The organism is bacterium SCSIO 12643, from assembly GCA_024398135.1.
Taxonomy (GTDB): Bacteria; Bacteroidota; Bacteroidia; order Flavobacteriales_G; family Salibacteraceae; genus CAJXZP01.
On record CP073750.1, the window covers coordinates 1,026,443 to 1,051,991 of the forward strand.

At 37.1% G+C, this 25,549-nt stretch carries 22 protein-coding genes; 13 read left to right on the top strand and 9 right to left on the bottom strand.

What is annotated here, in order from left to right; genetic code table 11:
• Nucleotide 1: 1 nt before the first annotated feature.
• Genes fusA through rpsL form a run of 3 tightly spaced genes read right to left on the bottom strand, consistent with a single transcriptional unit; the run spans nucleotide 2 to nucleotide 3,002 of the window.
• Nucleotides 2-2,128, bottom strand: a complete 2,127-nt coding sequence (fusA, locus tag KFE94_04515) for an elongation factor G (GenBank protein UTW67384.1) — start codon at nucleotides 2,126-2,128, stop codon at nucleotides 2-4.
• Nucleotides 2,129-2,133: 5 nt separating this feature from the next.
• Complete coding sequence (rpsG, locus tag KFE94_04520) at nucleotides 2,134-2,604, bottom strand: 30S ribosomal protein S7 (protein UTW67385.1); 471 nt, start codon at nucleotides 2,602-2,604, stop codon at nucleotides 2,134-2,136.
• A 20-nt stretch (nucleotides 2,605-2,624) separates the two neighbouring features.
• Nucleotides 2,625-3,002: a 30S ribosomal protein S12 gene (gene rpsL, locus KFE94_04525; GenBank protein ID UTW67386.1), complete on the bottom strand. Its 378-nt coding sequence runs from the start codon at nucleotides 3,000-3,002 to the stop codon at nucleotides 2,625-2,627.
• A gap of 212 nt (nucleotides 3,003-3,214) precedes the next feature.
• Between rpsL and KFE94_04530 the strand changes: the two genes are divergently transcribed.
• From KFE94_04530 to KFE94_04580, 11 genes are all read left to right on the top strand, one after another.
• A complete protein-coding gene (locus KFE94_04530; protein ID UTW67387.1) occupies nucleotides 3,215-5,527 on the top strand; it encodes a UvrD-helicase domain-containing protein in 2,313 nt (770 codons plus the stop codon).
• A gap of 105 nt (nucleotides 5,528-5,632) precedes the next feature.
• Nucleotides 5,633-6,241 (top strand): DUF4290 domain-containing protein, encoded by a 609-nt coding sequence (locus tag KFE94_04535; GenBank protein ID UTW67388.1) that lies wholly within the window; start codon nucleotides 5,633-5,635, stop codon nucleotides 6,239-6,241.
• A complete protein-coding gene (murA, locus tag KFE94_04540) occupies nucleotides 6,242-7,546 on the top strand; it encodes a UDP-N-acetylglucosamine 1-carboxyvinyltransferase (protein ID UTW67389.1) in 1,305 nt (434 codons plus the stop codon). It abuts the gene before it with no gap.
• Between the two features lie 23 nt (nucleotides 7,547-7,569).
• Nucleotides 7,570-8,133 carry a TlpA family protein disulfide reductase gene (locus tag KFE94_04545; protein ID UTW67390.1) on the top strand — a complete coding sequence of 188 codons (564 nt, stop codon included), beginning with the start codon at nucleotides 7,570-7,572 and terminating at the stop codon, nucleotides 8,131-8,133.
• A gap of 135 nt (nucleotides 8,134-8,268) precedes the next feature.
• The gene (locus KFE94_04550; GenBank protein UTW67391.1) at nucleotides 8,269-8,850 is read left to right on the top strand and encodes a nucleotide exchange factor GrpE; all 582 of its coding nucleotides are present in this window, start codon (nucleotides 8,269-8,271) and stop codon (nucleotides 8,848-8,850) included.
• Nucleotides 8,851-8,861: 11 nt separating this feature from the next.
• The gene (gene dnaJ, locus KFE94_04555) at nucleotides 8,862-9,977 is read left to right on the top strand and encodes a molecular chaperone DnaJ (protein UTW67392.1); all 1,116 of its coding nucleotides are present in this window, start codon (nucleotides 8,862-8,864) and stop codon (nucleotides 9,975-9,977) included.
• Between the two features lie 233 nt (nucleotides 9,978-10,210).
• Complete coding sequence (locus KFE94_04560; protein UTW67393.1) at nucleotides 10,211-11,152, top strand: ATP-binding cassette domain-containing protein; 942 nt, start codon at nucleotides 10,211-10,213, stop codon at nucleotides 11,150-11,152.
• Nucleotides 11,153-11,154: 2 nt separating this feature from the next.
• Nucleotides 11,155-12,498 (top strand): ABC transporter permease, encoded by a 1,344-nt coding sequence (locus KFE94_04565; GenBank protein ID UTW67394.1) that lies wholly within the window; start codon nucleotides 11,155-11,157, stop codon nucleotides 12,496-12,498.
• Between the two features lie 50 nt (nucleotides 12,499-12,548).
• Nucleotides 12,549-13,472: a hypothetical protein gene (locus tag KFE94_04570; GenBank protein UTW67395.1), complete on the top strand. Its 924-nt coding sequence runs from the start codon at nucleotides 12,549-12,551 to the stop codon at nucleotides 13,470-13,472.
• Nucleotides 13,473-13,535: 63 nt separating this feature from the next.
• Nucleotides 13,536-14,693 (top strand): sigma-54-dependent Fis family transcriptional regulator, encoded by a 1,158-nt coding sequence (locus KFE94_04575; GenBank protein ID UTW67396.1) that lies wholly within the window; start codon nucleotides 13,536-13,538, stop codon nucleotides 14,691-14,693.
• Complete coding sequence (locus KFE94_04580; GenBank protein ID UTW67397.1) at nucleotides 14,686-15,267, top strand: hypothetical protein; 582 nt, start codon at nucleotides 14,686-14,688, stop codon at nucleotides 15,265-15,267. Before KFE94_04575 ends, KFE94_04580 begins: the two co-directional genes overlap by 8 nt.
• A gap of 20 nt (nucleotides 15,268-15,287) precedes the next feature.
• Here the strand turns inward: KFE94_04580 and KFE94_04585 are convergent, their stop codons facing one another.
• From KFE94_04585 to alaS, 5 genes are all read right to left on the bottom strand, one after another.
• Entirely contained in the window at nucleotides 15,288-16,055 is a 768-nt protein-coding gene (locus KFE94_04585) for a WG repeat-containing protein (protein UTW67398.1), read from the bottom strand.
• Nucleotides 16,052-16,837 carry a WG repeat-containing protein gene (locus KFE94_04590; GenBank protein ID UTW67399.1) on the bottom strand — a complete coding sequence of 262 codons (786 nt, stop codon included), beginning with the start codon at nucleotides 16,835-16,837 and terminating at the stop codon, nucleotides 16,052-16,054. The genes KFE94_04585 and KFE94_04590 overlap by 4 nt, the downstream gene beginning before the upstream one ends.
• Before the next feature lie 3 nt (nucleotides 16,838-16,840).
• The gene (locus KFE94_04595) at nucleotides 16,841-19,465 is read right to left on the bottom strand and encodes a T9SS type A sorting domain-containing protein (protein UTW67400.1); all 2,625 of its coding nucleotides are present in this window, start codon (nucleotides 19,463-19,465) and stop codon (nucleotides 16,841-16,843) included.
• 43 nt (nucleotides 19,466-19,508) lie between these two features.
• Nucleotides 19,509-20,429 carry a T9SS type A sorting domain-containing protein gene (locus tag KFE94_04600; GenBank protein ID UTW67401.1) on the bottom strand — a complete coding sequence of 307 codons (921 nt, stop codon included), beginning with the start codon at nucleotides 20,427-20,429 and terminating at the stop codon, nucleotides 19,509-19,511.
• 74 nt (nucleotides 20,430-20,503) lie between these two features.
• Complete coding sequence (gene alaS / locus KFE94_04605; protein ID UTW67402.1) at nucleotides 20,504-23,119, bottom strand: alanine--tRNA ligase; 2,616 nt, start codon at nucleotides 23,117-23,119, stop codon at nucleotides 20,504-20,506.
• Between the two features lie 96 nt (nucleotides 23,120-23,215).
• Between alaS and KFE94_04610 the strand changes: the two genes are divergently transcribed.
• On the top strand, nucleotides 23,216-24,187 hold the full coding sequence (locus tag KFE94_04610) for a M23 family metallopeptidase (GenBank protein ID UTW67403.1): 972 nt from the start codon (nucleotides 23,216-23,218) through the stop codon (nucleotides 24,185-24,187).
• Nucleotides 24,187-24,525, top strand: a complete 339-nt coding sequence (locus KFE94_04615) for a MerR family transcriptional regulator (protein UTW67404.1) — start codon at nucleotides 24,187-24,189, stop codon at nucleotides 24,523-24,525. Before KFE94_04610 ends, KFE94_04615 begins: the two co-directional genes overlap by 1 nt.
• Here KFE94_04615 and rfaD read toward each other — a convergent pair.
• Nucleotides 24,522-25,487, bottom strand: a complete 966-nt coding sequence (gene rfaD / locus KFE94_04620; GenBank protein UTW67405.1) for an ADP-glyceromanno-heptose 6-epimerase — start codon at nucleotides 25,485-25,487, stop codon at nucleotides 24,522-24,524. The genes KFE94_04615 and rfaD overlap by 4 nt on opposite strands.
• Nucleotides 25,488-25,549: the final 62 nt, after the last annotated feature.

Sequence of the window (25,549 nt, forward strand, 5' to 3'; positions counted from 1 at the left end):
CTTAGTTTTTTCCTTTTACGTTTTCAATAACTTGTTTCGCGATGTTGCTAGGTACATCATCATACTTTGCGAATTCCATTGTAGAAGTTGCTCTACCAGAAGAAATCGTACGCAATGCTGTTACATAACCGAACATTTCAGATAAAGGAACGAATGCATTAATTACTTGCGCTCCGTTTCTACTATCCATACCATTCACTTGCCCACGTCTTCTATTCAAGTCACCTACAATATCACCCATATTCTCTTCAGGAGTAACTACTTCAAGCTTCATAATTGGCTCAAGAATTTTTGATCCTGCTAGAGGCATTGCAGCCTTATATCCTAACTTAGCAGCTAACTCAAAAGACAATTGATCAGAATCCACCGCGTGGAAAGACCCATCCTTTAACTCAACTTTTAAGCTCTCTACTTCGTAACCAGCTAACACACCGTTACGCATTGCTTCTTTAAATCCTTTTTCAACCGAAGGCACAAATTCTCTTGGAATATTACCACCTTTAATTGAGTTAATGAATTCAAGTCCAGCTTTTCCGTCTTCTCTAGGACCCATAGTAAATACGATATCCGCAAATTTACCACGACCACCTGATTGTTTCTTATATACTTCTCTATGATCTGCTGAACCAACAATAGCCTCTTTATAAGCTACCTGAGGAGCTCCTTCATTTACTTCAACTTTGAACTCACGTTTTAAACGATCAATCAAAATCTCCAAGTGAAGCTCACCCATTCCAGAAATTACAGTTTGACCTGATTCTTCATCAGTCTTCACCTGGAATGTTGGATCCTCCTCAGCAAGTTTTCCTAAACCCACACCTAACTTATCCAAGTCAGCTTGAGTTTTAGGCTCAATTGCAATACCGATTACAGGGTCTGGGAAAGTCATAGACTCTAATACAATTGGATGTTTTTCATCACATAAAGTATCACCAGTACGAATATCTTTAAACCCTACTGCCGCACCGATATCTCCAGCCTCTAACTCATCAATTGCATTTTGCTTATTTGAATGCATTTGGAATAAACGAGAAATACGCTCTTTTTTACCAGTTCTTGTATTCAACAAATAAGATCCTGCTTTTATCGCTCCAGAATAGTTTCTAATGAAACATAAACGACCAACAAATGGATCCGTAGCAATTTTAAATGCTAAAGCCGCAGTTGGCTCTTTTAAATCTGGTTGACGAATTTCAGTCTCTTCAGTATTTGGATTTGTACCTTCCGCCTGACCATTATCTAATGGAGATGGCAAGAACGCCATTACCGCATCCAATACAGTTTGAACACCTTTATTTTTAAAGGCAGACCCACACATGATAGGAGTAATATCCATAGCGATAGTAGCTTTTCTAATCGCAACAAACATTTCTTCTTTAGTAATACTATCTGGATCTTCGAAGAATTTCTCCATCAACTCATCATCAGTCTCAGCAACTGCTTCAATCAATTGATTTCTCCACTCTACCGCTTCTTCTTTAAGATGCTCAGGAATTTCTGACTCTACATAAGTCATTCCCATATCCTCTTCATTCCATACAATCGCTTTCATTGTTGTTAAATCAACAACTCCTTCGAATTCTGCTTCAGCTCCAATAGGAATCTGTAATGGAATAGGACGAGCCCCTAATCTTTCTTTGATTTCTCTTACAACACCAAAGAAATCTGCTCCCATACGATCCATTTTATTAATGAAACCAATACGAGGCACTTTATATTTGTCTGATTGACGCCATACTGTTTCTGACTGAGGCTCCACACCTGAAGCCGCACAGAACAATGCAATAGCACCATCCAAAACACGCAAAGAACGCTCCACCTCAACGGTAAAGTCAACGTGCCCCGGAGTATCAATAATATTTACTTTATACTCTTCCGTTTCCGGAATAGCCTGTGCTTGAACTGTTGGGTACTTCCAAGAAGTAGTTGTAGCAGCAGAAGTAATAGTAATACCTCTTTCTTGCTCCTGCTCCATCCAGTCCATGGTTGCAGCACCATCATGCACCTCACCAATTTTATGACTTAAACCGGTATAATAAAGAATACGCTCCGTTGTTGTGGTCTTCCCAGCATCAACGTGCGCCATAATACCAATGTTACGTGTATATTTTAAATCTCTCTTAGCCATTTTGATTAAAATCTAAAGTGTGAGAATGCTTTATTCGCTTCTGCCATTCTGTGAGTATCTTCTTTCTTTTTGAAAGCTCCACCCTCTTCATTAGAAGCAGCCAAAATTTCATCAGCAAGTTTACGACCCATTGATTTTCCATTACGCTTACGCGCAAATAAAATCAACCATTTCATGGCCATAGAATCTTTTCTTACTTTACGAACAGGTTGAGGGATCTGGAAAGTAGCTCCACCAACTCTACGACTCTTCACCTCCACTCCCGGAGTTACGTTCGCAAGCGCTTTGTGGAAAGTTGCTAATGCTCCTTCTTCCTCAGCCTTTTCGGCCACCATATCCATAGCTTCATAAAAAACTCGATACGCAGTACTCTTTTTTCCGCTTATCATCAGATTGTTTACAAACTTCGCAACCACCTTGTCGTTAAACTTCGGGTCCGGAGTCAGTATCCTCTCTTTAGCTCTACCTTTTCTCATAATTGTTTAATATTAGAAGATTACTTCTTCTTTGGTCTTTTTGTTCCGTATTTTGAACGTCTTTGTGTACGTCCTTCCACTCCAGCTGTATCTAACGCTCCACGAACGATATGATAACGAACACCAGGTAAATCTTTAACTCTACCACCCTTTACTAACACGATAGAGTGCTCTTGTAAATTGTGACCTTCACCTCCGATATAAGCATTAACCTCGTTTCCGTTAGTTAATCTTACCCTGGCAACTTTTCTCATTGCTGAATTAGGTTTCTTTGGTGTAGTAGTGTAAACTCTTACACAAACACCTCTTCGCTGAGGACAACTATTAAGTGCCGCAGACTTACTTTGCTTCACTTTTTTAGCGCGTCCTTTTCTAACTAATTGCTGAATAGTTGGCATATATTACTATAAATGTTGTTTTACTATAAATCAGTCCCTTTTAAGGGGCTGCAAATGTACATGATTAAATTAGAAAAACAACATATCGAATTAATTTTTATTCAATTAATTGACAATAACTTATAAAAACACACATCAGGTTGTCAATTTCTTTTTAAAATTGAGCGTCAATCTACCATTCAAGGTTGATATAAGCTCATTACATTTGTCCTATGGATTTTCTAAAAGAACTAAACGATGCCCAAAGAGAAGCGGTTATTAACACCGAAGGGCCATCAATGATTATCGCTGGTGCAGGATCAGGAAAGACAAGAGTATTGACCTATAGAATTGCCACCTTATTATATAATGGTATTCCTCCTTATAATATCCTATCTCTTACCTTTACCAATAAGGCTGCTCGGGAGATGAAAGAGCGTATTGGTAGTCTGGTAGGAGAATCTAAAGCAAAAAGCTTATGGATGGGAACTTTCCACTCTGTCTTCGCCAGGATTTTACGTTCTGAATCAGAAAAATTAGGATATCCAAGTAACTTCACCATCTACGACACAGATGATGCCAAAAAGCTGATCAAAACCATTGTCAAGGAAAAAGGTTTAGATGATAAAGTCTATAAGCCTGGACTGGTATTGAACCGTATCTCCGGAGCAAAGAACAATCTTTTAACACCTCAGGCATATTTGGGGAACTTAAATATCACTAAGGAAGATATGCAGTCCAAAAAGCCGGAATTGGGACATATATATAAGACCTATAACGAAAGGTTGTTTAAATCCGGTGCGATGGATTTTGATGACCTTTTATTTAATATGAATATTCTTCTTCGTGACTTTCCTGAGGTATTGCATAAATATCAAGATCGATTCAGATACATATTAGTAGATGAGTATCAGGATACAAACTTTTCACAGTATGTGATTGTTAAAGCTTTAGCAGATCGTTTTCAAAATATCAGTGTGGTAGGAGATGATGCGCAAAGTATCTATGCTTTCCGTGGAGCGAGTATCCAAAACATCTTAAACTTTAAAAGAGATTATCCAGAAGCAAAAACGTTCAAGCTTGAACAGAATTATCGTTCAACACAACACATTGTGAAGGCTGCAAATAGTTTGATCGAAAACAATCAGGATCAAATCAAAAAGGATGTCTGGACGAATAATGACGAAGGTGGTAAGATTGCTATAATGGGCGCCATGAGTGATTCAGAAGAAGCCATGAATGTTGCACATAGCATCTTTCACAAAAAGAATACGAATCAACTTCCAAACTCAGACTTCGCCATTCTTTACCGTACCAATGCGCAATCTAGATCTTTAGAGGATGCCCTAAGAAAACTGAATATACCTTATAAGATCTATGGAGGGTTATCTTTCTATCAACGTAAAGAAATCAAAGATTTTCTGGCGTATTGCCGATTGGTATTTAATCCCAAAGATGAGGAAGCTCTAAAAAGGATTATCAACTATCCTGCGCGTGGAATCGGGAAAACTACCATGGATAAAATTACGCTCCATGCGGCTCAAAACAATTTACCGCTATGGGATTTACTTCAAAATCTACATAACGAGCCGATCCAAATTCACAGTGGAGCAAAGAACAAGATTGCCGGGTTTATTGATTTGATCAAAAGCTTCAAGGAAGTAGCTAAGACACAAGATGCGTACGAAGCTGGAAAAATCATTGCTTCCAGTTCAGGTATTCTTAAAGACCTGCATAACGATAAAACCCCAGAAGGGATTAGTAAACATGACAACCTTCAGGAGATGTTAAACTCCTTAAAAGACTTTACAGAGAATCCGGAAGATCAAGCCCCTACTCTGGCTAACTTCATTCAGGATATCCCGCTTCAAACAGATAAGGACACAGAAGATAAAAAAGAAGATCAAAATCGAGTCACATTAATGACTATTCATGCCTCGAAAGGTCTGGAATATCCTCATGTATTTGTAGCAGGTTTAGAAGAGAATCTATTTCCGTCTCAACTTTCTGTAGGGTCAAGAGCAGAATTGGAAGAAGAGCGTAGATTGTTTTATGTGGCCATTACTCGTGCGGAAAAATCGTTGACCATTTCATATGCTAATATGCGTTACAGGTGGGGGGATTTAATTAGCACACAGCCGAGTCGTTTCTTAAGTGAACTGGATAAAAGTCACCTGGACATTCTGGATCCGAATATGTTTAAGAAAACAGAACGTTCGAGAATGGAAAGACCAAAAGCGGCTGCAAGTAATTTTCAAAAAACCGGTAAGGCATCTTTTACCTCTTCAGGCTCATATGTCCCACCGGTAGAACATAAAAAACTCAAAAAGGTTTCACCATCGGCAACCGCAAGTACGGCACAAGGAAGTTTAGATTTAGGAGGAGAACTTACACCTGGGGTTAAAGTACAACATGACCGATTTGGAATTGGTACTGTAAAACAAATTGAAGGTACAGCACCTAATCAAAAAGTGACGGTTGAATTTATCAATTCAGGAAAAAGACAATTGCTTCTGAAATTCGCAAAACTGTCTATTCTTAACTAGCACTTTAAAAAAAAGTTAAATAAACAATACGAGGTTAACTTAGTGATTTCACAGACAAAAATTTAATCACAATAAATCTTAGATTTGTCAGCGTAAAAACATACAATGGAATATAATACGGAAAGAAAAGATTTGATTTTACCTGAATATGGTAGAAATGTACACCAAATGGTGGACTATCTTATTCAGGTAGAAGATCGAGAAGAGAGAAATACTGGAGCCAAAGCCCTAATTAAACTTATGGGACAACTCAACCCACAACTTAGAGATGTAGAAGATTATAATCACAAACTTTGGGACCATCTTTTTATCATGTCCAACTTCATGTTAGATGTTGATTCACCATATCCTATTCCAAGTAAAGAAGAATTCGAAAGCAAACCAAATAAGGTAGAATATCCGCAGGGAGTTCAAAAATACCGTCATTATGGCAAAGTGATTACTACAATCATTGAAGAAGCTGCCAAAGAAGAAGACGCGGAGCAAAAAGATATTTTAGCATTAATGGTTGGTAACCTTATGAAGAAAACCTACTTGCAATGGAATAAAAATACGGTAGACGATCTGGTTATCTGGAATCACTTATTAGAATTATCTAATGGAAAACTTTCAAAACCAGAAGGAGCTGTATTGGATGAAATGAAGCATATTGTGAATCAAAACACTAACACCAGACGTAAAGGCAACGGTAGAAACAAAAAAAGAAGATATTAAATGGGAACTTTTAAAGTACGCGGAGGAAAAGAATTAAAAGGTGAAATTACGCCTCAAGGTGCAAAAAATGAAGCTTTACAAGTTTTATGTGCTGTATTATTAACTCCGGAAAAAGTTACAATTTCCAATGTACCAAACATCATTGATGTTAATAAGTTAATTGACTTATTAAAAGACCTTGGAGTTAAGATCAAGCAAACTAAAGAAGACACTTATACCTTCCAGGCTGATGAAGTAAACCTTGACTTTTTAAGATCAGATGATTTCCGTAAAAAAGGGGCGGGTTTAAGAGGTTCTATAATGATAGTTGGTCCACTTCTAGCACGCTTTGGTTTTGGAGCCATTCCAAAACCAGGAGGAGACAAAATCGGTCGTAGAAGATTAGACACACATTTTATTGGTTTTGAAAACCTTGGTGCTGAATTTGATTTTGATTCTCATGCTAACTTTTATGAGGTTTCTGCAAAAAAATTAAAAGGCACATACATGCTTCTAGATGAAGCATCCGTTACTGGTACGGCAAACATTGTTATGGCCGCTGTAATGGCAGAAGGTACTACTCAAATTTACAATGCTGCTTGCGAGCCTTATTTACAGCAATTGTGTAAAATGCTAAACAGTATGGGTGCCAAGATTGAAGGAGTGGGATCAAACTTACTCACCATTCATGGTGTTAAAAAGATGACTGGCTGTAAACACCGTATCTTACCTGACATGATTGAAATTGGTAGTTTCATTGGATTGGCAGCAATGACCAATTCTGAAATTACGATTAAAGATGTTTCTTACGAGAATCTAGGTGTCATCCCTTCTATTTTTAGAAAAATGGGGATCAGTATTGTCAAAAATGGTGATGACATTATTGTGCCAAGACAAAATACCTATGAAGTAGATACGTTTATTGATGGATCCATCTTAACGATTAGTGACGCACCATGGCCTGGATTTACTCCGGACCTTTTAAGTATTATACTCGTTGTGGCTACTCAGGCAAAAGGTAGTGTACTCATACACCAAAAGATGTTTGAAAGTCGTCTATTCTTTGTAGATAAGCTTATTGATATGGGTGCTCAGATCATTTTATGTGATCCGCATAGAGCAACTGTTATAGGATTAGGGAAACAAACACACCTAAAAGGCATCCAGATGACATCTCCGGACATTCGTGCCGGTGTATCTTTGCTTATCGCAGCACTTTCCGCAGATGGCGAAAGTTTGATCCACAATATCGAACAAATCGATAGAGGATATCAAAACATTGACAAACGTCTGATTGCACTAGGGGCTGATATTCAAAGAGTATAAACCGCCAAATGGCATTAAATTAAATGTACATGAAATACGTTTTAACTGGAATTCTAGCAGGAGCTTTTCTTATTTTAAGCTCTTCTACTCCAATATCGAATGACAAACCAGCTACAGAATACAAAGCTGAAAAAGCAACAGTAGGGTTAAATATTGGAAATATAGCACCCAATATTATTATGAATGGAATTGATGGGAAACCGTTAAATCTGGAAGACTTAAGAGGTCAAATGGTTTTGATCGATTTTTGGGCCTCCTGGTGTGGACCTTGTCGTAGAGAAAATCCAAATGTTGTAAATGCATACAATACTTTTAAAGATTCTAATTTCGAAAACGGAAAAGGCTTCACCATTTTTGGTGTTTCATTAGACAACAACCTCGACAGATGGAAATCTGCCATTAAGCAAGATCATTTGGCATGGCCATATCACGTAAGTGATTTAAAAGGATGGAATAATGCTGCTTCGGTAAAATACGGTGTAAGAAGTATTCCAGCTAATGTATTGATCAATGGAGACGGAATTATTGTAGCTAAAAATATCAGAGGCCATCAATTAATGAGCACTTTGAAAAAGCTAGCCAAATAAAATATTAAGACATAACTTACATTTTAAAGACAGGTTTTCAGCCTGTCTTTTTATTTTCGCGCGTTTTCTGCCAATATGTCTTTAAAAAAGACTTGGTCTTTATTTTGATATGCGGCTATTCCAAATTATTTGAAAATGACAGAGAATAAAAAAGATATAAACGAGGAAATCGAAGAAACTCCGGTGACTGATCAAGAAACGGTGCAAGAAGAGGGAGCTCAAAATTCAGAGGAAAGTGCTGAAGCAAAAGCTGAGGAAAAAGAAGAACCTGCAAAACCTACCATCGAAGAGGAATTGGAGATGTACAAGGATAAACACTTGAGAATGTATTCTGAATTTGAAAACTTCAGAAGACGTTCGGCCAAAGAGCGTATCGAATTGATGCAAAATGCGGGTCAGGAAATCATTACTGCATTACTACCTATTTTAGATGATTTTGATCGTGCTAAAGCGGCAAATGAAAACTCTGAAGATCTTGAAGCCATTAAAGAAGGAATGGAATTGATTTATAATAAAATCTTTACGCTTTTAGGCCAAAAAGGGTTAAAACCTATGGAAGCTCAGGGCAAAGATTTTAATAGTGATGATTATGAAGCCATTGCTAAGATTCCTGCACCAACAGAAGATTTAAAAGGAAAAGTTATTGACGTAACTGAAAAAGGTTACTACCTAAACAACAAAATTATTAGACACGCCAAAGTTGTAGTTGGCGAATAAATTCAGAATAAATGTCCAACAAAAGAGATTACTACGAGGTTTTAGGAGTTGATAAAAATGCGGATGATAAGCAAATCAAAAAAGCTTATCGCAAAATGGCCATTAAATATCACCCGGATAAAAACCCTGATGATGCTTCAGCTGAGGCCAAGTTTAAAGAGGCAGCAGAGGCATATGAGGTACTAAGCGATGGTAATAAACGTGCACGCTATGATCAATTTGGTCATGCAGGTATGGGAGGCGCAGCCGGAGGTGGTTTCGGTGGAGGCATGAACATGGAAGACATCTTTTCTCAATTCGGTGACATTTTTGGAGGCGGATTCGGAGGTGGATTTGGCGGAGGAGGCCAAAGAAGACGTGTGGTTAAAGGATCTAACTTACGTGTTCGTATCTCATTGACTTTAGAAGATGTCGCCAACGGTGTACATAAAAAAATCAAGGTTAAGAAACTTGTAAATGCTGAAGGGACCACAACCAAAACCTGTACACAATGTAATGGTACCGGTCAAATCACCAGAGTAACCAGTACCTTCCTTGGACAAATGCAAACAGCATCTACTTGTCCGACTTGTCATGGTGACGGTCAAATGATTGATCAAAAAGCGCCAGGATCAGATGCGAATGGTCAGGTTAAAAAGGATGATGTGATTGAAGTAGATATTCCAGCAGGAGTTGAAGACGGAATGCAATTGTCTGTACGCGGAGCCGGTAACGAAGGTCCAAAAGGAGGAGTTCCAGGAGATTTATTAGTGGTTATTGAAGTTAAGGAACATCCTGAATTGGTTAGAGAAGGTAGAAACTTGCACTACGATCTATTCCTAAACTTTGCAGATGTTGCTTTAGGAACAAGTGTTCAGGTCCCTACGTCTTCTGGTAAAGTGAAGATCAATATTCCTGAAGGTACTGAAGCTGGTAAAATTCTTCGTTTAAGAGGTAAAGGTTTACCTGAAGTAAATTCATACGGAAACGGGGATCTTCTAATCCATGTAAATGTTTGGACCCCTAAGAAACTAACTAAAGAAGAAAAAGCAATGATGGAAAAACTTAGAGATTCTGAGAATTTCCAACCGAAAACAAGCTCGGATCAAAAGAGTTTCTTTTCGAGAATGAAAGACTACTTCAGTTAATTCGTTAATAGATAATTATCTATCCGTTTTGATTAAATTAAAATAGGATTATATATTTGTTTCGAGCGTTATACGCTCCAATCAATCAATATGAATTAAAATCCCCGGTTCTTCGACTGGGGATTTTTTATTTAACCGTGTATCCTCGTTAATCTGCATTCGTAATAAAAACCTTTAGCATTAGGTTTACTTCTTTACATTTGAAACCAAATTAATTTACGAATTGTTGCTACATGAATAATATTCTGGAGACCCAAAACCTCATAAAAGATTATGCAGGACACAAGGCACTAAATCAGGTATCCATTGAAGTTCCCAAAGGAAGTATCTTCGGTTTACTTGGTCCCAACGGAGCCGGAAAAACCACGTTAATCAGAATCATCAATCAAATTACCATGCCCGATTCGGGAACGGTGTTATTCAATCAGGAAAACATTGAACCGAAACATCGCGCGCTTATCGGCTATTTACCGGAAGAAAGAGGTTTATACCGTAAAATGAAAGTGGGCGAACAATGTTTGTATCTCGCCCAATTAAAAGGTATGAGCTATGCGGACGCCAAGAAAAAATTAAAATACTGGTTTGAAAAGTTTGAAATCGTTGGTTGGTGGGATAAAAAAGTAGAAGAGCTTTCAAAAGGAATGGCCCAAAAAATTCAGTTTATTGTTACTGTATTACACGAACCGGAACTTCTCATTTTGGACGAACCTTTTAGTGGTTTTGACCCAATCAACACCAATCTGATCAAGTCAGAAATTATGCAACTGAATGAAAATGGGACTACCATCATTTTCTCTACACACAACATGGCTTCTGTGGAAGAAATTTGTCAGGATATCGCTTTGATCAATCACTCTCAGAAAATCCTTTCGGGAAAAATGAAAGATCTAAAAAATGATTTCAAAACCAATACTTATGAAATTGTATTTAAAGGCAGTCTGTTGAAATTCACCAATGCCCTATGGACAGGTGCAGAACTCATTGACTCTACGGAAATCGAACCTGAACACTTTTCAGCTACAATTAAACTTCTTAACAAAACCACTACAAATGATTTATTGAACGGGCTTATTCCACACGTTCAAATTCAAGGTCTAAAAGAAGTTCTTCCTTCAATGAATGACATTTTTATTCAAGCAGTTTCTAATCCTCAAACGCAATCAGAAATAGCATAGTCATGGACAAAATTTGGTTAGTTATAAAACGTGAATATCTCACACGTGTAAAAAAGAAATCTTTCATCATCATGACCTTGTTAGGTCCATTACTTATGGCTGGTGTAATTGCTTTAATCACCTATTTGGGTATGAGCGACAGCGGGCCGCAAAACATTTTGGTTGTAGATGATATGGCTCCTGTTTTCGATCGATTAGAAGATGGGAATAACTATAAATTTGATTATAGCGATCTATCACTTCCGGATGCCAAGAAGTTATTCCCTGAATCAGAATACACCGCAATACTGTGGATTCCTGAAATCATGGATGGTGAACGAGATAATCGTCCTTTCCTTTATTTCAAGGAACAGCCTAGTGGAAAAACCATCAGGTCCATTGAATCCAAAATTGAAAAGGTCATTGAAGAAATGAAAATGGCTAAATATGGAATTAAAAAATCAGACTATAATAAGGTTCGTACCAATCTTTCATTAGCAACATTCAAGTTCAGTGAAGATGGTACTGAAGAGGAAGTCATGACTGAAAAAACAGTAGTTGGATTTGCCTTTGGTATCTTGATTTACATGTTCATTTTTATGTATGGTGTTCAGGTCATGAAAGGTGTTATTGAAGAAAAAACAAACCGTATTGTCGAAGTGATTATTACATCTGTAAAGCCATTCCAATTGATGATGGGAAAAATCCTGGGAATTGCAATGGTAGGTTTGACACAATTCCTATTATGGATCGTACTCATGTTTACGTTCGTTACAGCTGCTCAAACCATCATTTTAAATAACAAACAAGAAATGGTGATGGAGCAAGTGGCACAAGTTCAACAAATGAACCAGATGCAATCGGGCGCCTTAAATCTAAAGAAGCAAGAGGCCAATGCTTTTGACATCACCGATCCTGATAACCTGATCAATCGTATCAATTGGCCATTAATGATCAGTCTTTTCCTATTTTACTTTTTAGGAGGGTACCTATTATATGCAGCGCTATTTGCCGCAATTGGAGCTGCAGTTGATAACGAAACCGATTCACAGCAATTTATGTTACCGGTCACTGCTCCGCTCATAGCCGCATACGCCATGTCGGCCATGATGATTGAAAACCCTGGAAACCCAGCCGCTTTCTGGGGTTCTATTGTCCCGTTCACCTCTCCTATCATTATGATGGTTCGGGTTTCTTTAGGAATAGAAGGTGCACAATATTGGGAATTGATTTTATCCATGGTTTTATTGGTGCTCGGATTCCTGGCGACCACATGGTTAGCAGCCAAAATATACCGTGTAGGTATATTAATGTATGGTAAAAAAGTCAATTACAAAGAACTTTGGAAGTGGTTACGATACCATTAATGTTACTCAAACGGAGAAGGAATTCCTTCTCCGTTTTTTCTTTATAGCATATGAAAACAAACATCGCCATTATTGATCTTGGGAGTAATCTCACCAAATTGGTCATCACTTCCGGAGAACTTCCATTACAAGTGATTCATCGGTCAGTATATAATACCAAAACACTAAAATCTGCACCGAAAGGTTTCTTTGATAGCCAAAGTATTGCACAAATAGAATCAGATATTCAAAGTATTCTGGATGTAGCAAATAAGTATGACTGTTCAACCTATTTGGGTATTGCCACATCTGCATTTAGAACCCGTAAGAATGGGCTTCAGGTCATTCGTGACTTAAACCAAAAATTCAATCTTCAGATCAACATTATTAGTGGCGAACGAGAGGCGCAACTTATCTATAAAGGTGCAATCGCTTCAACTTCGGTAGATCGCTTTCCGGTTATGATCATGGATATTGGTGGAGGCAGTACGGAACTCATCATAGCTGATGCTTCTAACATCTTATGGAAACATAGTTTCAATTTTGGTAGTACCGCATTAACTTCCGGATTGTCATTATCAGATCCTCTTTCTCCAAATGACATCGAAGATTTAAACAATCGACTCGAACAACATTTTGCGGACTTACCTCAGATCATTCAAGCACATGCACCTCTAGCATTTATTGGAACTACTGGAGCATTTGAGTCCTTTGCTCAAATTATTGAATCATCTCATAACAGTCACGAATCTGTAGCATCTAACTACAGATTTGAACCTAAAAAACTCCATAAAGTTTTAGATCAAATTTTGAAATCTTCGTTGCAGGAAAGATTAGATACCAAAGGTCTAAATCCATTAAGAGTTCCAACTGTTCATATCGCTGCATTGATATTCAAATACGTTTTGGACCTTTATTCTTTTGATGAATATATCCTTTCACTAGGTGATGTAAAGGAAGGGCTTGCTAAGGAACATATGGAAAGTCAACTTTAATGTCTCCGCTATTTTTAGTTTAATCAACTTCACCTTACTTTAGCCAATCGAATATTAGAAGCTATGCGCAAAGTATTAATTATAGATGACGAACGTCCAATTCGGAACTCCCTTAGAGAGATTCTTGAATACGAAAAATTAAAAATCGAAGAAGCTACGAATGCCATCGAAGCATTAGAAATATTAAAGAAGTCAGACTTTGATTTGATTCTATGCGATATCAAAATGCCTGGCATGGATGGAATCGAACTGTTGACTAAAATTCAGGAAGACAAACCTGAAATCCCAGTCATTATGATTTCAGGTCATGGGAATGTCGAAACAGCCGTTGACGCATTAAAGAAAGGTGCTTACGATTTCATTGAAAAACCGATCGATTTAAATCGTTTATTGGTGACTGTTCGTAATGCGCTGGATAGAGCTAATCTGGTTGAAGAAACTAAAAAACTTCGAAAAAAACTACCGCAAAGTAAAGGACATCCAATTATTGGGGAAAGTACCGAAATCAAAGAAGTCATTGGTATGATCGAAAAAGTAGCACCAACTGATGCGCGTGTTTTTATTACCGGACCAAATGGAACAGGAAAAGAATTGGTCGCCCACCAAATTCATAAACAAAGTACACGTACCAAAGCACCTTTCATAGAAGTGAATTGTGCAGCTATTCCTTCTGAATTGATCGAGAGTGAACTATTTGGTCATGAAAAAGGAGCTTTTACTTCGGCCATAAAACAACGCAAGGGAAAATTTGAAATTGCAGAAGGTGGAACACTATTCCTGGATGAAATTGGAGACATGAGTCTTTCCGCGCAAGCTAAAGTACTTCGTGCACTTCAAGAAAATAGAATTACAAGAGTAGGTGGCGATAAGAGTATCAATGTAAATGTTCGTGTAATTGCCGCAACTAACAAAGACCTCAAGAAAATGATCTCTGAAGAGAAATTCAGAGAGGATTTATATCATCGTATCGGGGTCATCATTATCAATGTCCCTTCACTGAATCAACGTGCTACTGATATTCCGTTACTCGTAGAGTATTTCCTGGATAAGATTTGCTCGGAGCAAGGAATCAGCACTAAAAAAATTGAACCAAAAGCAGTAGATTTATTGGTTGAAAAAGAATGGACAGGTAATATTAGAGAATTGCGAAACGTGGTGGAACGACTTGTCATTTTATCCGATCAAACCATCACCGCACAAAATGTGAAGCAATATGTCTAATTCAGAGAACACACTAGAATTTAAAGGGGTTACTTACATTAACCATGAATTACATGACACAGAACTATTTGATCTTTTACCGAGTGATTTAAAATCCTTTTACAAAGAGATCAATGGACTGGTCGCGTACAATGGTGGATTTCAAATCCGTGGATGTGGAACCGGACCAAGTTGGAATTCTTTAGAAGATGTTTGGAAAGGTAAAGACGCTTTACATCATACCTATAAAAACCTCCAACCTACCGATATTCCATTTGCGCAAGATTGTTTGGGTGATCAATACATTTATAGATCGGGTTCGATTTGGCAGTTGCTCACCGAAACCGGTGATTTGGATGATCTGGAATTAGACTTTGATGAATTCATAGATGAAGTGATTGAAGACCCGGTTGAGTTTTTAGCATTATATCCGTTAATTGAATTCATTGAATCAGGAAATGAATTACAGCCAGGGGAATTATTGGTGCCTAATATTCCTTTTTCAGTAGAAACCGAAGAAGAATACACTTTTACCAAAGCTCGGGTCAATGACCGATTAAAAAGTTTGAAAGAGTTTTATTCTAAAAATAAATAAGGGGCTTGTTCCCCTTATTTTTATTTCCAATACTCATTTCCTTTAAAAATATAGCCAACCCGCCCATCTTCTAAAATAACATAAGGAAAACGTGGATAATCAAAATACAATTCATCATACTTTGGTAGAGCCAATAACCTACCTAATCTATCAACTGCGCCAATCTTACCATTCTTGTATACTTGAATTACATTAGAGTTTAGCAATTGGATGGAGTCTAATTCTGGTGGAAATATCATATTTCCATAATTATTAAACACCCCCAGTTTTCCTTCTTCGTTATATACTATAATAGCATAAGTATTCTTAAATAATTCTGCTTTGTTATAAATAGGCTCAATTAACGTATCACCATATTCATCTAGAACCCCCATCTTATCTCCCTCACTAATTATTTTTTTCTGCCAATCTCTATTAGAATACTCAGATACTTTTCTTCTTTTAAAATCAGGGTTATTTTCAGCATCCACCCAAAAAGTATCTCCCGAAAGCACCACCATAAAAGTATCAAAATGAGATTTTATAAAATCATACTGAGGTTCAATAATTATATTTTCTCTCCGATCTATCACTCCATATTTTCCATTAACTTTAACAGCTGCATATATATATGAAAATGCCAACGCATCTTCATATGAATGAGTACTCCAACGTTGCCCCATTTCATTCACATAGTACCACTCATCTCCATCTTGAACAGGAATCAACTCCCATCCCCAGTTTTGCGCATTCGCATTCATATAAAAACACAACATACACCAAACCAATATGCTTCCGAACAACTTCATTTTTTCAAAAAACATTTACAATCACTCCAATATTCCTTCCCTTTATAAATATATCCTTTACGACCTTTTTCATTTATGGTATAAGGCATATTAAAATAATCAAAATGTAGGTTATCATATTTTTGACGAACTATTAACCTTCCCAATCGGTTAACCGCTCCATACTTTCCTTCTTTACCGACTTTGATCACATACTCACTTACTATTTCAATAGAATCCTGTTCCGCAGGAAATATCATTTTTCCATAGTTATTATAAATCCCTATTTTTCCTTCTTCGGTATAAACAATAATGGCTTCAGTACTATACGGTATTTCTATTTTCTTGTATATAGGAGGAACAAGTGTATCTCTATACTCATCCAGCACCCCCATTTTATTGTCTTTTTTAAAGATCTCTTTCATAGTACTAGGCATAAAATCTCTTGTTCCACACCCCACTCGATTATCTCGGGTGTTATCTCTATTTACTCTGAAAGTATTACCATCTAAAACTACTGTCAAAACACCAAAACGAGTTGTTGCATAATCATACTGTGGTTCAATTATGATTTTTTGATTTTGATCTATAAACCCATATTTACCATTGATCATAATCGCAGCATAAAGCCTTGTAAATGGTTCTGCAAAATCGTAAACCTGATCACCTACTCGTTCTCCTTTTTCATTTACATAATACCATTGTTTACAATCCCGAAATGGGATCAATATGGGGTCATCAGTTTGTGCCCAAAGACCAAATGAAGTACTCCAAAAAATCAATATCAATATATATTTAATCATCTACTACAATTTAACCCATTTAAGAGTTTGCTTTTGGTTATTGATCCATAAATCCACCAAATATACTCCTTTGGATATTTTTGATGTATTCCAGAACAATTCTTGTGTCCCTCGATCTAGTCTTTGCGTTGCACTTTGGTAGATTTGCTTTCCATCTATTGTATAAATCTCAAAATATACCTCCGAAGATTCCCGAATCGGGAACGAAATTGTTAATTGTTCTTTCACCGGATTTGGGTATAATACGGTTTCAGATAAAGCACCTTCCACCTCATTAATTTTTGTAGGCATATTACAATTGTTTAAAATCAAAGGTACCATGGCATCGATAGGAGCGCCACCTGAACAATCAGAAAACTGTAAGTTACTACTTTCCTGCACCACCGCCTTTGCTCCCGCAATATCATCCGGAGTTAAATTGATTTTTCGATCCCAATAATGAAACCCATAAGAACTGGTTTGTGTCCCCGACTTCATAATCTGCTCTTTTTGATTCACATGATTTAAAAGTAAAGCATGTCCAAACTCATGAAGCGCAATCGAATAAAAATCATATAATATCGGAGGTTGCGCCTGTAACCGGGTCTCATCATACCAAAAATTGTTTGTATAAATTGAAGTATTCGAAAAAAGCATATCCATTTCATAGGTATATTCAATGGGTAAATTCGTGGACCAATGGGTACAACTGGTGGTCCATAAATATGTAAATGCTAAAGAACTCGCAATTCCTGAACTCACAGGGGCACCCAATTGAATCATCGATATATTGTCTTGTACTTGTTTTGCCTGATTCGGTTGTAATAAAGTGTTGGATAACCCAAACCTCACCTCGGTCGCACAAATCCATCCATTCATCGCTTCTTCTATACAAGGTTTAACTTTTGTGTTTAACGCTACCAAATTCGGGTCTAAATAAAACTCTATCCCCGGATAGGAATTTACCCCATTGGCATCCGCAACTTGATTTGGACCGGTTAAATATAATTTACTTTTAAACGGTTTTGGTAATACATTCCTACTTATATTTCTTCGGGAATATCCCACGATTAATTTATCATGAGAAACCACTTCATTGGACACCGTATTAGGAGTAGGCTTCGTAATCACTTTGACTTTTCCACTCCCAGGAACTTTTAGCTGATTTGTACTGGTGTAATTAAATGGAATAGTTGATGGAACTCGAAACTTTATTTGATTATCACTCCAGGATATAATATCATAATCGGTATCTAATGATACCCATATAAGCGTGGTATCCAAATGATCGGTATTTCTCATCTTGATGCTTCCTTTTTGACTTCCAAAAAAATGCCCATTAATCGTTACGACATCACCATTGATTACCGCAGGAGCAGCATATGTTCCTGTAATATCCGCATTTCCGGCATTGACCTTAGTTGGATTCATTGATACTATACTCGTTTCACACATTGGGTCATTTACATCATCCGAGGCATCAATTTGCGCAAAACGTTTATAATCTGACCACTTAAACGGATAGTTCGGAGGCATTTTCGAAACATATCCGGATAAATCTCTCATATTCGTAGTATTGGTAAAAATCAATTCAGGCAATTCATTACAGTTTTGAATCTCTATTTCCACGATAAACAATTGTACCGGAGTATATTGTAACATTTCTATTGGCTCCTTGGTATCATCATTTGTATGAGATCCAAAACCAATTACCCCATACCCTGAATTGCTAGATGGTAAGTCAATCGCTGGTGGTAATATATATCTTGGTTGACCTGCATAATTGCCATATAAAAATCCTCCTTTAAATACTTTCACCCGATTTAAGCCTACAGGTGTTGGACCAAAAGCCAATTCACTAAATTGTAATTCAACATTAGATGAAGTCAAGTACATTCCCTGCTTATCGGTTTGAGCCCAGATTTCCACAATAAATTTAGCCACACCTCCAACCTGAATAGAACGTGCATTTTTCATTAAATAGGTAATCTTGCCAAAAGGTGCAGAACTCTGCGCTACTTGATACATGCTTTGTTGTATAGCTATCATATCATTATATTTTTGGTCTAATAGATTAGGATCATCATAAAACCCTAAACAATCGGATATATAAGTAGGATCGATCAGCTCATATAATTCTTCTACACATTCAAATTTAATGGAGCCGTAGGTGGCCGATATGATATAATCTTCTCGATTGTAATCCATATACAATCCATCAAACAATTCAAACTGAAAGGCCAAAGGAGTAGTCGATATTGGATTAATGGGTACAACCGCACTCTTACACATAAACATTCCCCGTTGACCGGGTACAAAGCTGATGTTATGGGTAATCGATAACGAAGTATCACCTACAGTTCCCCCATGGGTAATCACTTCCACCAATTGTTCTTTCCCAAAAACAGTTACTTCATTTTGGGTGTTTTTCCATACGTTGATCACTCGAACCTGATTGGCGGTATAGATATAATTATGTTCAGGATTCCAATACGATTGTGTAGAGATGACTTCTCCTTCAAAAATAAATCCGGCATGGAGAATTCCATTTTGGATGATCCCCTGCAAAACGACCGGATCGGTAACCATCGAAGCGGACAAATGAAGGCTAAGTATAAAACTTAAACAAAACAGGTAAATTCTTTTCATGGTATTTTAAGTTTAAATGGATTAATACTCAACAGATTATTATCTATTGAGTTGTAACTTTTAATATATGTACCCTGTCCAAATAATAGACCTTGAGTACATACATCTGCTTGGGGTAATCCATAAGATTAATAATAGAATGGTTTTCTTGTTTTAAAATTCGGGTTCCATTTAGGGTATAAATCTCAATGGTGTAGTTATTTTGAAAATCCGGTAACACCAGTTGAAACCTTCCTAGAGATGGGTTTGGATATACCTTAACATCTAAATTCTGATCTATTTTATTTACAGATGTTAATTGATCTCGTATGCAACGTACACTTTGTCCATATTGCATGAATACCGGAATAAACGTTACTCCCCCATCATTAGGATATATATATTGGCTAAATGCCTTTTGTCCCAGATATTCCGGATCTTCGGTACTCGTCCAAAAATACGCTGCCCCTCCTACAGGATTAAATTCACCAGGATATGAATTAGTAGGCCCTGCCCTAAACCCTCCCGGCAAAGCCGTAAACCCACTACTATTGGTTGCCGTTCCATTGGCCCAAATCCAATGCGCATTTCCAGTTTCATTTAACTTTCCTTCTACCGGAGCCAAGAAATCGGTTAATTGAATCCAGTCTTCTTTGGTGGGTACATGCCAATTGACCGGGCATATATTTCTGGTATCAGCTACTGCAAACCAATTATACAATCTTCCATAATCAGCAACCAGAGAAGTATCATTTGAAGAGTTACAATAAGCAGGTGTGCTTAGACTTTGCCAGATAAAATCATTTTCTTCAGTAGGAATACTATCTCCGTTTGAAAATCTTGTTGCTTTTAGGTTCTCTTTCAACCATACCTGATGTCCGATTATAATAGGAGTATAAACATTACCATCAATATCTACTACGCTTTGAGATTTAATATTAGGGCTTAATAATAAGGTACATATGGAAAGGATAAATAGGCGCATGCCCAAAGGTAGTAAAATAACTTCAACAAGTAAAGGAAATGTATGTTTCTTTTATTTGTTGAAGTATTTAAAATCTATACTGTCTGTACAATAGCTCTTGCTCCTAACAATGCTTCTTCAATTCCATCCGCATTTTTACCACCAGCAGTAGCAAAGAACGGTTGTCCACCACCTCCGCCACTGATCTTCTTAGCCAATTCTCTTACGATATTCCCGGCATGTAGCTCTTTAGATTTTACAACACTATCAGAAATTCCAATCGTTAATGTAGCCTTGTTATCTGATTTTGTTGCAATCACTACAAATGCATTTTCTACTTCATTTCGAATTTCATGGACCATCTTTTTTACGTCATCCGTATTGATGTCCAACTCGCGCGCATGGAAGTTAATTCCATTAATGGATTCAAGCTCATCTTTAATATGCTGTTTGAAATTCTTTGCACGTTCTGTACGGAAAGCATTCATTTCCTTTTCCAGATTACTATTGGATGATAGCAAATCAGAAATCGACTTCTTAATGTCTTTCGGATTTCTCAACGAAGCCCTTAACGCATCTAAAGTATCAATATTCTGGAAAATATAGTTCTGCGCTTCTTCGCCCGTCACCGCTTCGATTCTTCTTACACCAGCTGCAATCGCACTTTCAGACACAATTTTAAAGAACCCAATCTCTCCTGTAGACTTTACATGCGTTCCTCCACATAATTCAACCGACTCTCCAAATTTGATCACACGAACCATATCACCATACTTCTCTCCGAAAAGCATCATCGCTCCCAATTTCTCAGCTTCGGCAATTGGTAAAGCTCTATTCTCTTCCAATGGAATATTCGCCCTCACTTTTGCATTTACCCTCACCTCAATATCTCGAATTTCTTCAGGGGTCATTTTTTGGAAATGAGAAAAGTCAAATCTCAAATACTTCTCATTCACCATAGAACCTTTTTGCTCTACATGTGTTCCCAATACTTCTCTCAAAGCATGATGTAAAACATGCGTTGCTGTATGATTCGCTGCTGTAGCTGCTCTTTTCTTTCCTGCAACAACCGCCTTGAATTTCGCATTTAAATCTTCTGGTAATTCAGTTGTAAAATGGATAATTAGCTTATTCTCCTTTTTGGTATCGATGATCTTTACCTTCTTTCCATTGGCTTCAATATATCCCTGATCGCCTACCTGTCCACCTCCTTCTGCATAGAAAGGCGTGATATTAAATACCAGTTGATATAAGTCATTTCCTTTTTGATTGACCTTTCTATACTTCGTGATCGATACATCACTTGTGGTATAATCGTAACCAATGAACTCCTCTTCATCATCTTCAATCAATACCACCCAATCTTCAGCCGTCACTTTCGTTGCCTTTCTGGAACGAGTTCTTTGCTCTTCTAACGCTACATTAAAACCTTCCAGATCCACAATCATTCCTGCTTCGGCAGCCATCAATTGTGTTAAATCAATAGGGAAACCGAATGTATCGTATAATTCAAATGCAAAATCACCTTTCACCTGATGATGATTCTTTTTATACTCTTCAAAACGAACGATTCCTTTAGATAATGTTCTCAAGAATCCTTCCTCTTCTTCTCTGATTACCTTTTGGATCAATACTTTTTGTTTCTCCAATTCATCGAACTGATCACCCATTAAATCACTTAGCGTATTTACCAGTTCAGTTAAAATCGGTTTCTCAATTCCTAAAAAGCTATATCCAAAACGAACAGCTCTTCTTAAAATTCTTCGAATCACATACCCAGCTCCGGTATTAGAAGGTAATTGTCCATCTGCAATAGCAAATGAAACTGCTCTAATATGATCAGCAATTACTCTAAACGCAACATCTACACGTGAATCCGTAGCTGTATACTTTTGAGTTGTATGTTTCTCTATTTCTGAAATTAGAGATGTAAAAATATCAGTATCATAATTAGATTGTTTAGCCTGTAAAACCATAGCCAAACGCTCTAATCCCATTCCCGTATCAATGTGCTTTTGTGGTAAATCTTTTAATGATTTATCAAACATTCTGGTGTACTGTATAAAAACCAGGTTCCAAATCTCGATCACCAATGGGTGATCTTTATTCACCAAACTTTTACCATCCAGCTTTGCACGCTCTTCATCAGAGCGAATATCCACGTGGATTTCAGAACACGGTCCACAAGGACCTGTATCTCCCATTTCCCAGAAGTTGTCCTTTTTATCGAAGCGCATAATTCTATCCGCATCTGTATACTTCTTCCAAATCTCTTCTGCCTCAGTGTCCGCAACTGTACCATCTTGTTCATCTCCGCCAAACACAGTAATATACAAACGATCTTTCTCAATTTTGTACACATTGGTCAAAAGATCCCATGCCATTTCAATCGCTTCTTGTTTGAAGTAATCTCCAAACGACCAGTTCCCCAACATTTCAAACATGGTATGGTGATAGGTATCAACACCTACTTCTTCCAAATCATTATGCTTCCCTGATACACGCAAACACTTCTGCGTATCGGCAACACGCAAATGCTTGGCTTCAGATTGCCCTAAGAAATACTCCTTAAATTGATTCATTCCGGCATTGGTAAACATCAATGTCGGGTCATCCTTAATAACCATTGGTGCGGAAGGAACTATCTGATGTCCCTTACTTTCAAAGTATTCAAAAAACTGCTTTCTAATTTGATTAGAATCCCACTGCATATCTAAAGTTTAAAAAATGTTAGGCTTTTTAAAAGCGATTGCAAAAATAGATTAATTCCTTAATTTTGCGCTTTCAATTTTTCCCGAAAAATAGATATGTCAAATACAAAATATAGGTACAATCCAGGAACGTTAAGTTACGAACGTGAGGAAACTTCAATGAAGTCTAAAGTCTTAAGAACTCTAGGTTTTTTAGCAACTGGGATTGTATTTGGAGGCATCTTTCTTGTCACATTCCTTTACTTTATTGATTCTCCAAAGGAAAAGGAATTAATCAGAGAAAATGAACAATGGAAATTGCAATACTCCATTTTAAATAAAAGAGTTGCAGATATGGAAAAAGTTTTGACCAACATCGAAGATCGTGATGACAATATTTATCGTGTGATTTTTGAAGCAGAACCCATCCATGATAATGTTCGAAAAGCTGGATTCGGTGGTTCTGATAGATATAAAGGTTTAATGGGCTTTAATAACTCAGAGCAAATTATGAAAACCACCAAAAATCTGGATATTCTATCCAAGAGAGTTTATATCCAATCCAAATCTTTGGATGATGTATACCAGATGGCTAGAAATAAAGAAAAAATGTTAGCCTCAATTCCAGCAATTATGCCTGTTGCGAAAGAAAATCTTACCCGAATTGCTTCAGGATATGGAATGAGAATCCATCCGGTATTTAAAGTTCGTAAAATGCATACGGGAATGGATTTTACCGCTCCTACCGGAACCGAAATTCACTCAACTGGCGATGGTAAAGTCGTAAAAGTGGTTAGTGAAAGACGCGGATATGGAAAACAAGTGGTTATTGACCATGGATATGGTTATAGAACCAGATACGCACATTTAAGTAAGTTCAATGTACGTGTGGGACAAAAAATTAAACGTGGAGATGTTATTGGATATGTGGGTAACACAGGAACTTCAACTGGTCCACACTTACATTATGAGGTTGAAAAGAATGGAGCGAAGATTAACCCAGCAAATTTCTATTCTAATGACCTTACTCCTGAAGAGTATGAATTAATGCTAGAGTTGTCTTCTAGAGCAAATCAATCTTTCGACTAATGTCTTTAAAGAAACAACCTGTGCAAAAAATGTTCTACACCATTGGTGAAGTTGCAGGTATGTTTAATGAAAACACATCTCTGATTCGTTATTGGGAAAAAGAGTTTGATATCATCAAACCCAAAAAGAATAAAAAGGGAAATAGACTATTCACTCCTCAAGATGTTGAGAATCTAAAAATCATTCACCATCTGGTAAAGGAACGTGGGTTTACTTTGGATGGGGCAAAAAAGAAAATGCGGGAGAATAAACAAGATGTGATCAACGAAAAGGAAATCATCGATCACCTACTTGAAATCAAATCTTTTTTGCTGGATCTTAAAAAGTCTATTGACTAATAATAAGCATGCGGTACAAGGTAGTTCTGAACATAATCCTTGATGGCATCTTCTAATTCCATAAAAGTCTTATCGTAACCTACTTCGCGAATTTTATCCATTTTCGCTTCAGTGAAGTATTGATACTTATCGCGTATATCCTCAGGAGTAGGAATAAAGCTAATCTTTGGTTCTAAATTCAGTGCCTTAAATGTAGCTGCAGCTAAATCATAAAAAGTTCTTGATTTTCCTGTACCCAAATTATATAGTCCGGAATGATTTCTATTTTCCATATGAAACATCAAAACATCTAAAGCATCTTTCACATAAACAAAGTCTCTTATTTGCTCTCCATCTTTATAATCTGGATGGTGTGAAGCGAATAACTTCATGGCACCGGTTTTTTGAATTTGATTGAATGTATGGAAGACGACAGATGCCATTCTCCCCTTATGGAATTCGTTTGGACCAAAAACATTAAAGAACTTAACACCCACCCAGTGATAAGGTTTTTGTTCCTGCTCTAATGCCCATTTATCAAAATCATTTTTGGAATCACCATATGGATTTAGTGGTTTCAACTTATATGCAAGTTCATCTTGATCTTCATAACCATACTCCCCCATCCCATATGTAGCAGCTGATGAAGCATAAACCAATGGCAAACCATATTTAACACATTGTTGCCAAATCTTTTTGGTGTAGTTCAAATTCAATCGATTGAATAAATCTACATCAAATTCGGTAGTATCCGTTCGCGCACCTAAATGGAAAATAAATTCGGTTAATCTATGGTTTTCGTCTAACCAATTATGAAAATCATCTCTATGGACCTTTTGAACAAAGGTCTTTCCTTCTAAATTCTTATTCTTATCCTCGCGAGAAAAATCATCCACAACAACGATATCTTTATATCCATCCTGGTTCAATCTACTCACCAACGCACTTGCAATAAATCCTGCTGCACCTGTTACTACTATCATAAACAAAAATTTGGGCAAAGATATATGAGCACTCTTATTCCTCCACATATTTCCGCTAGTCA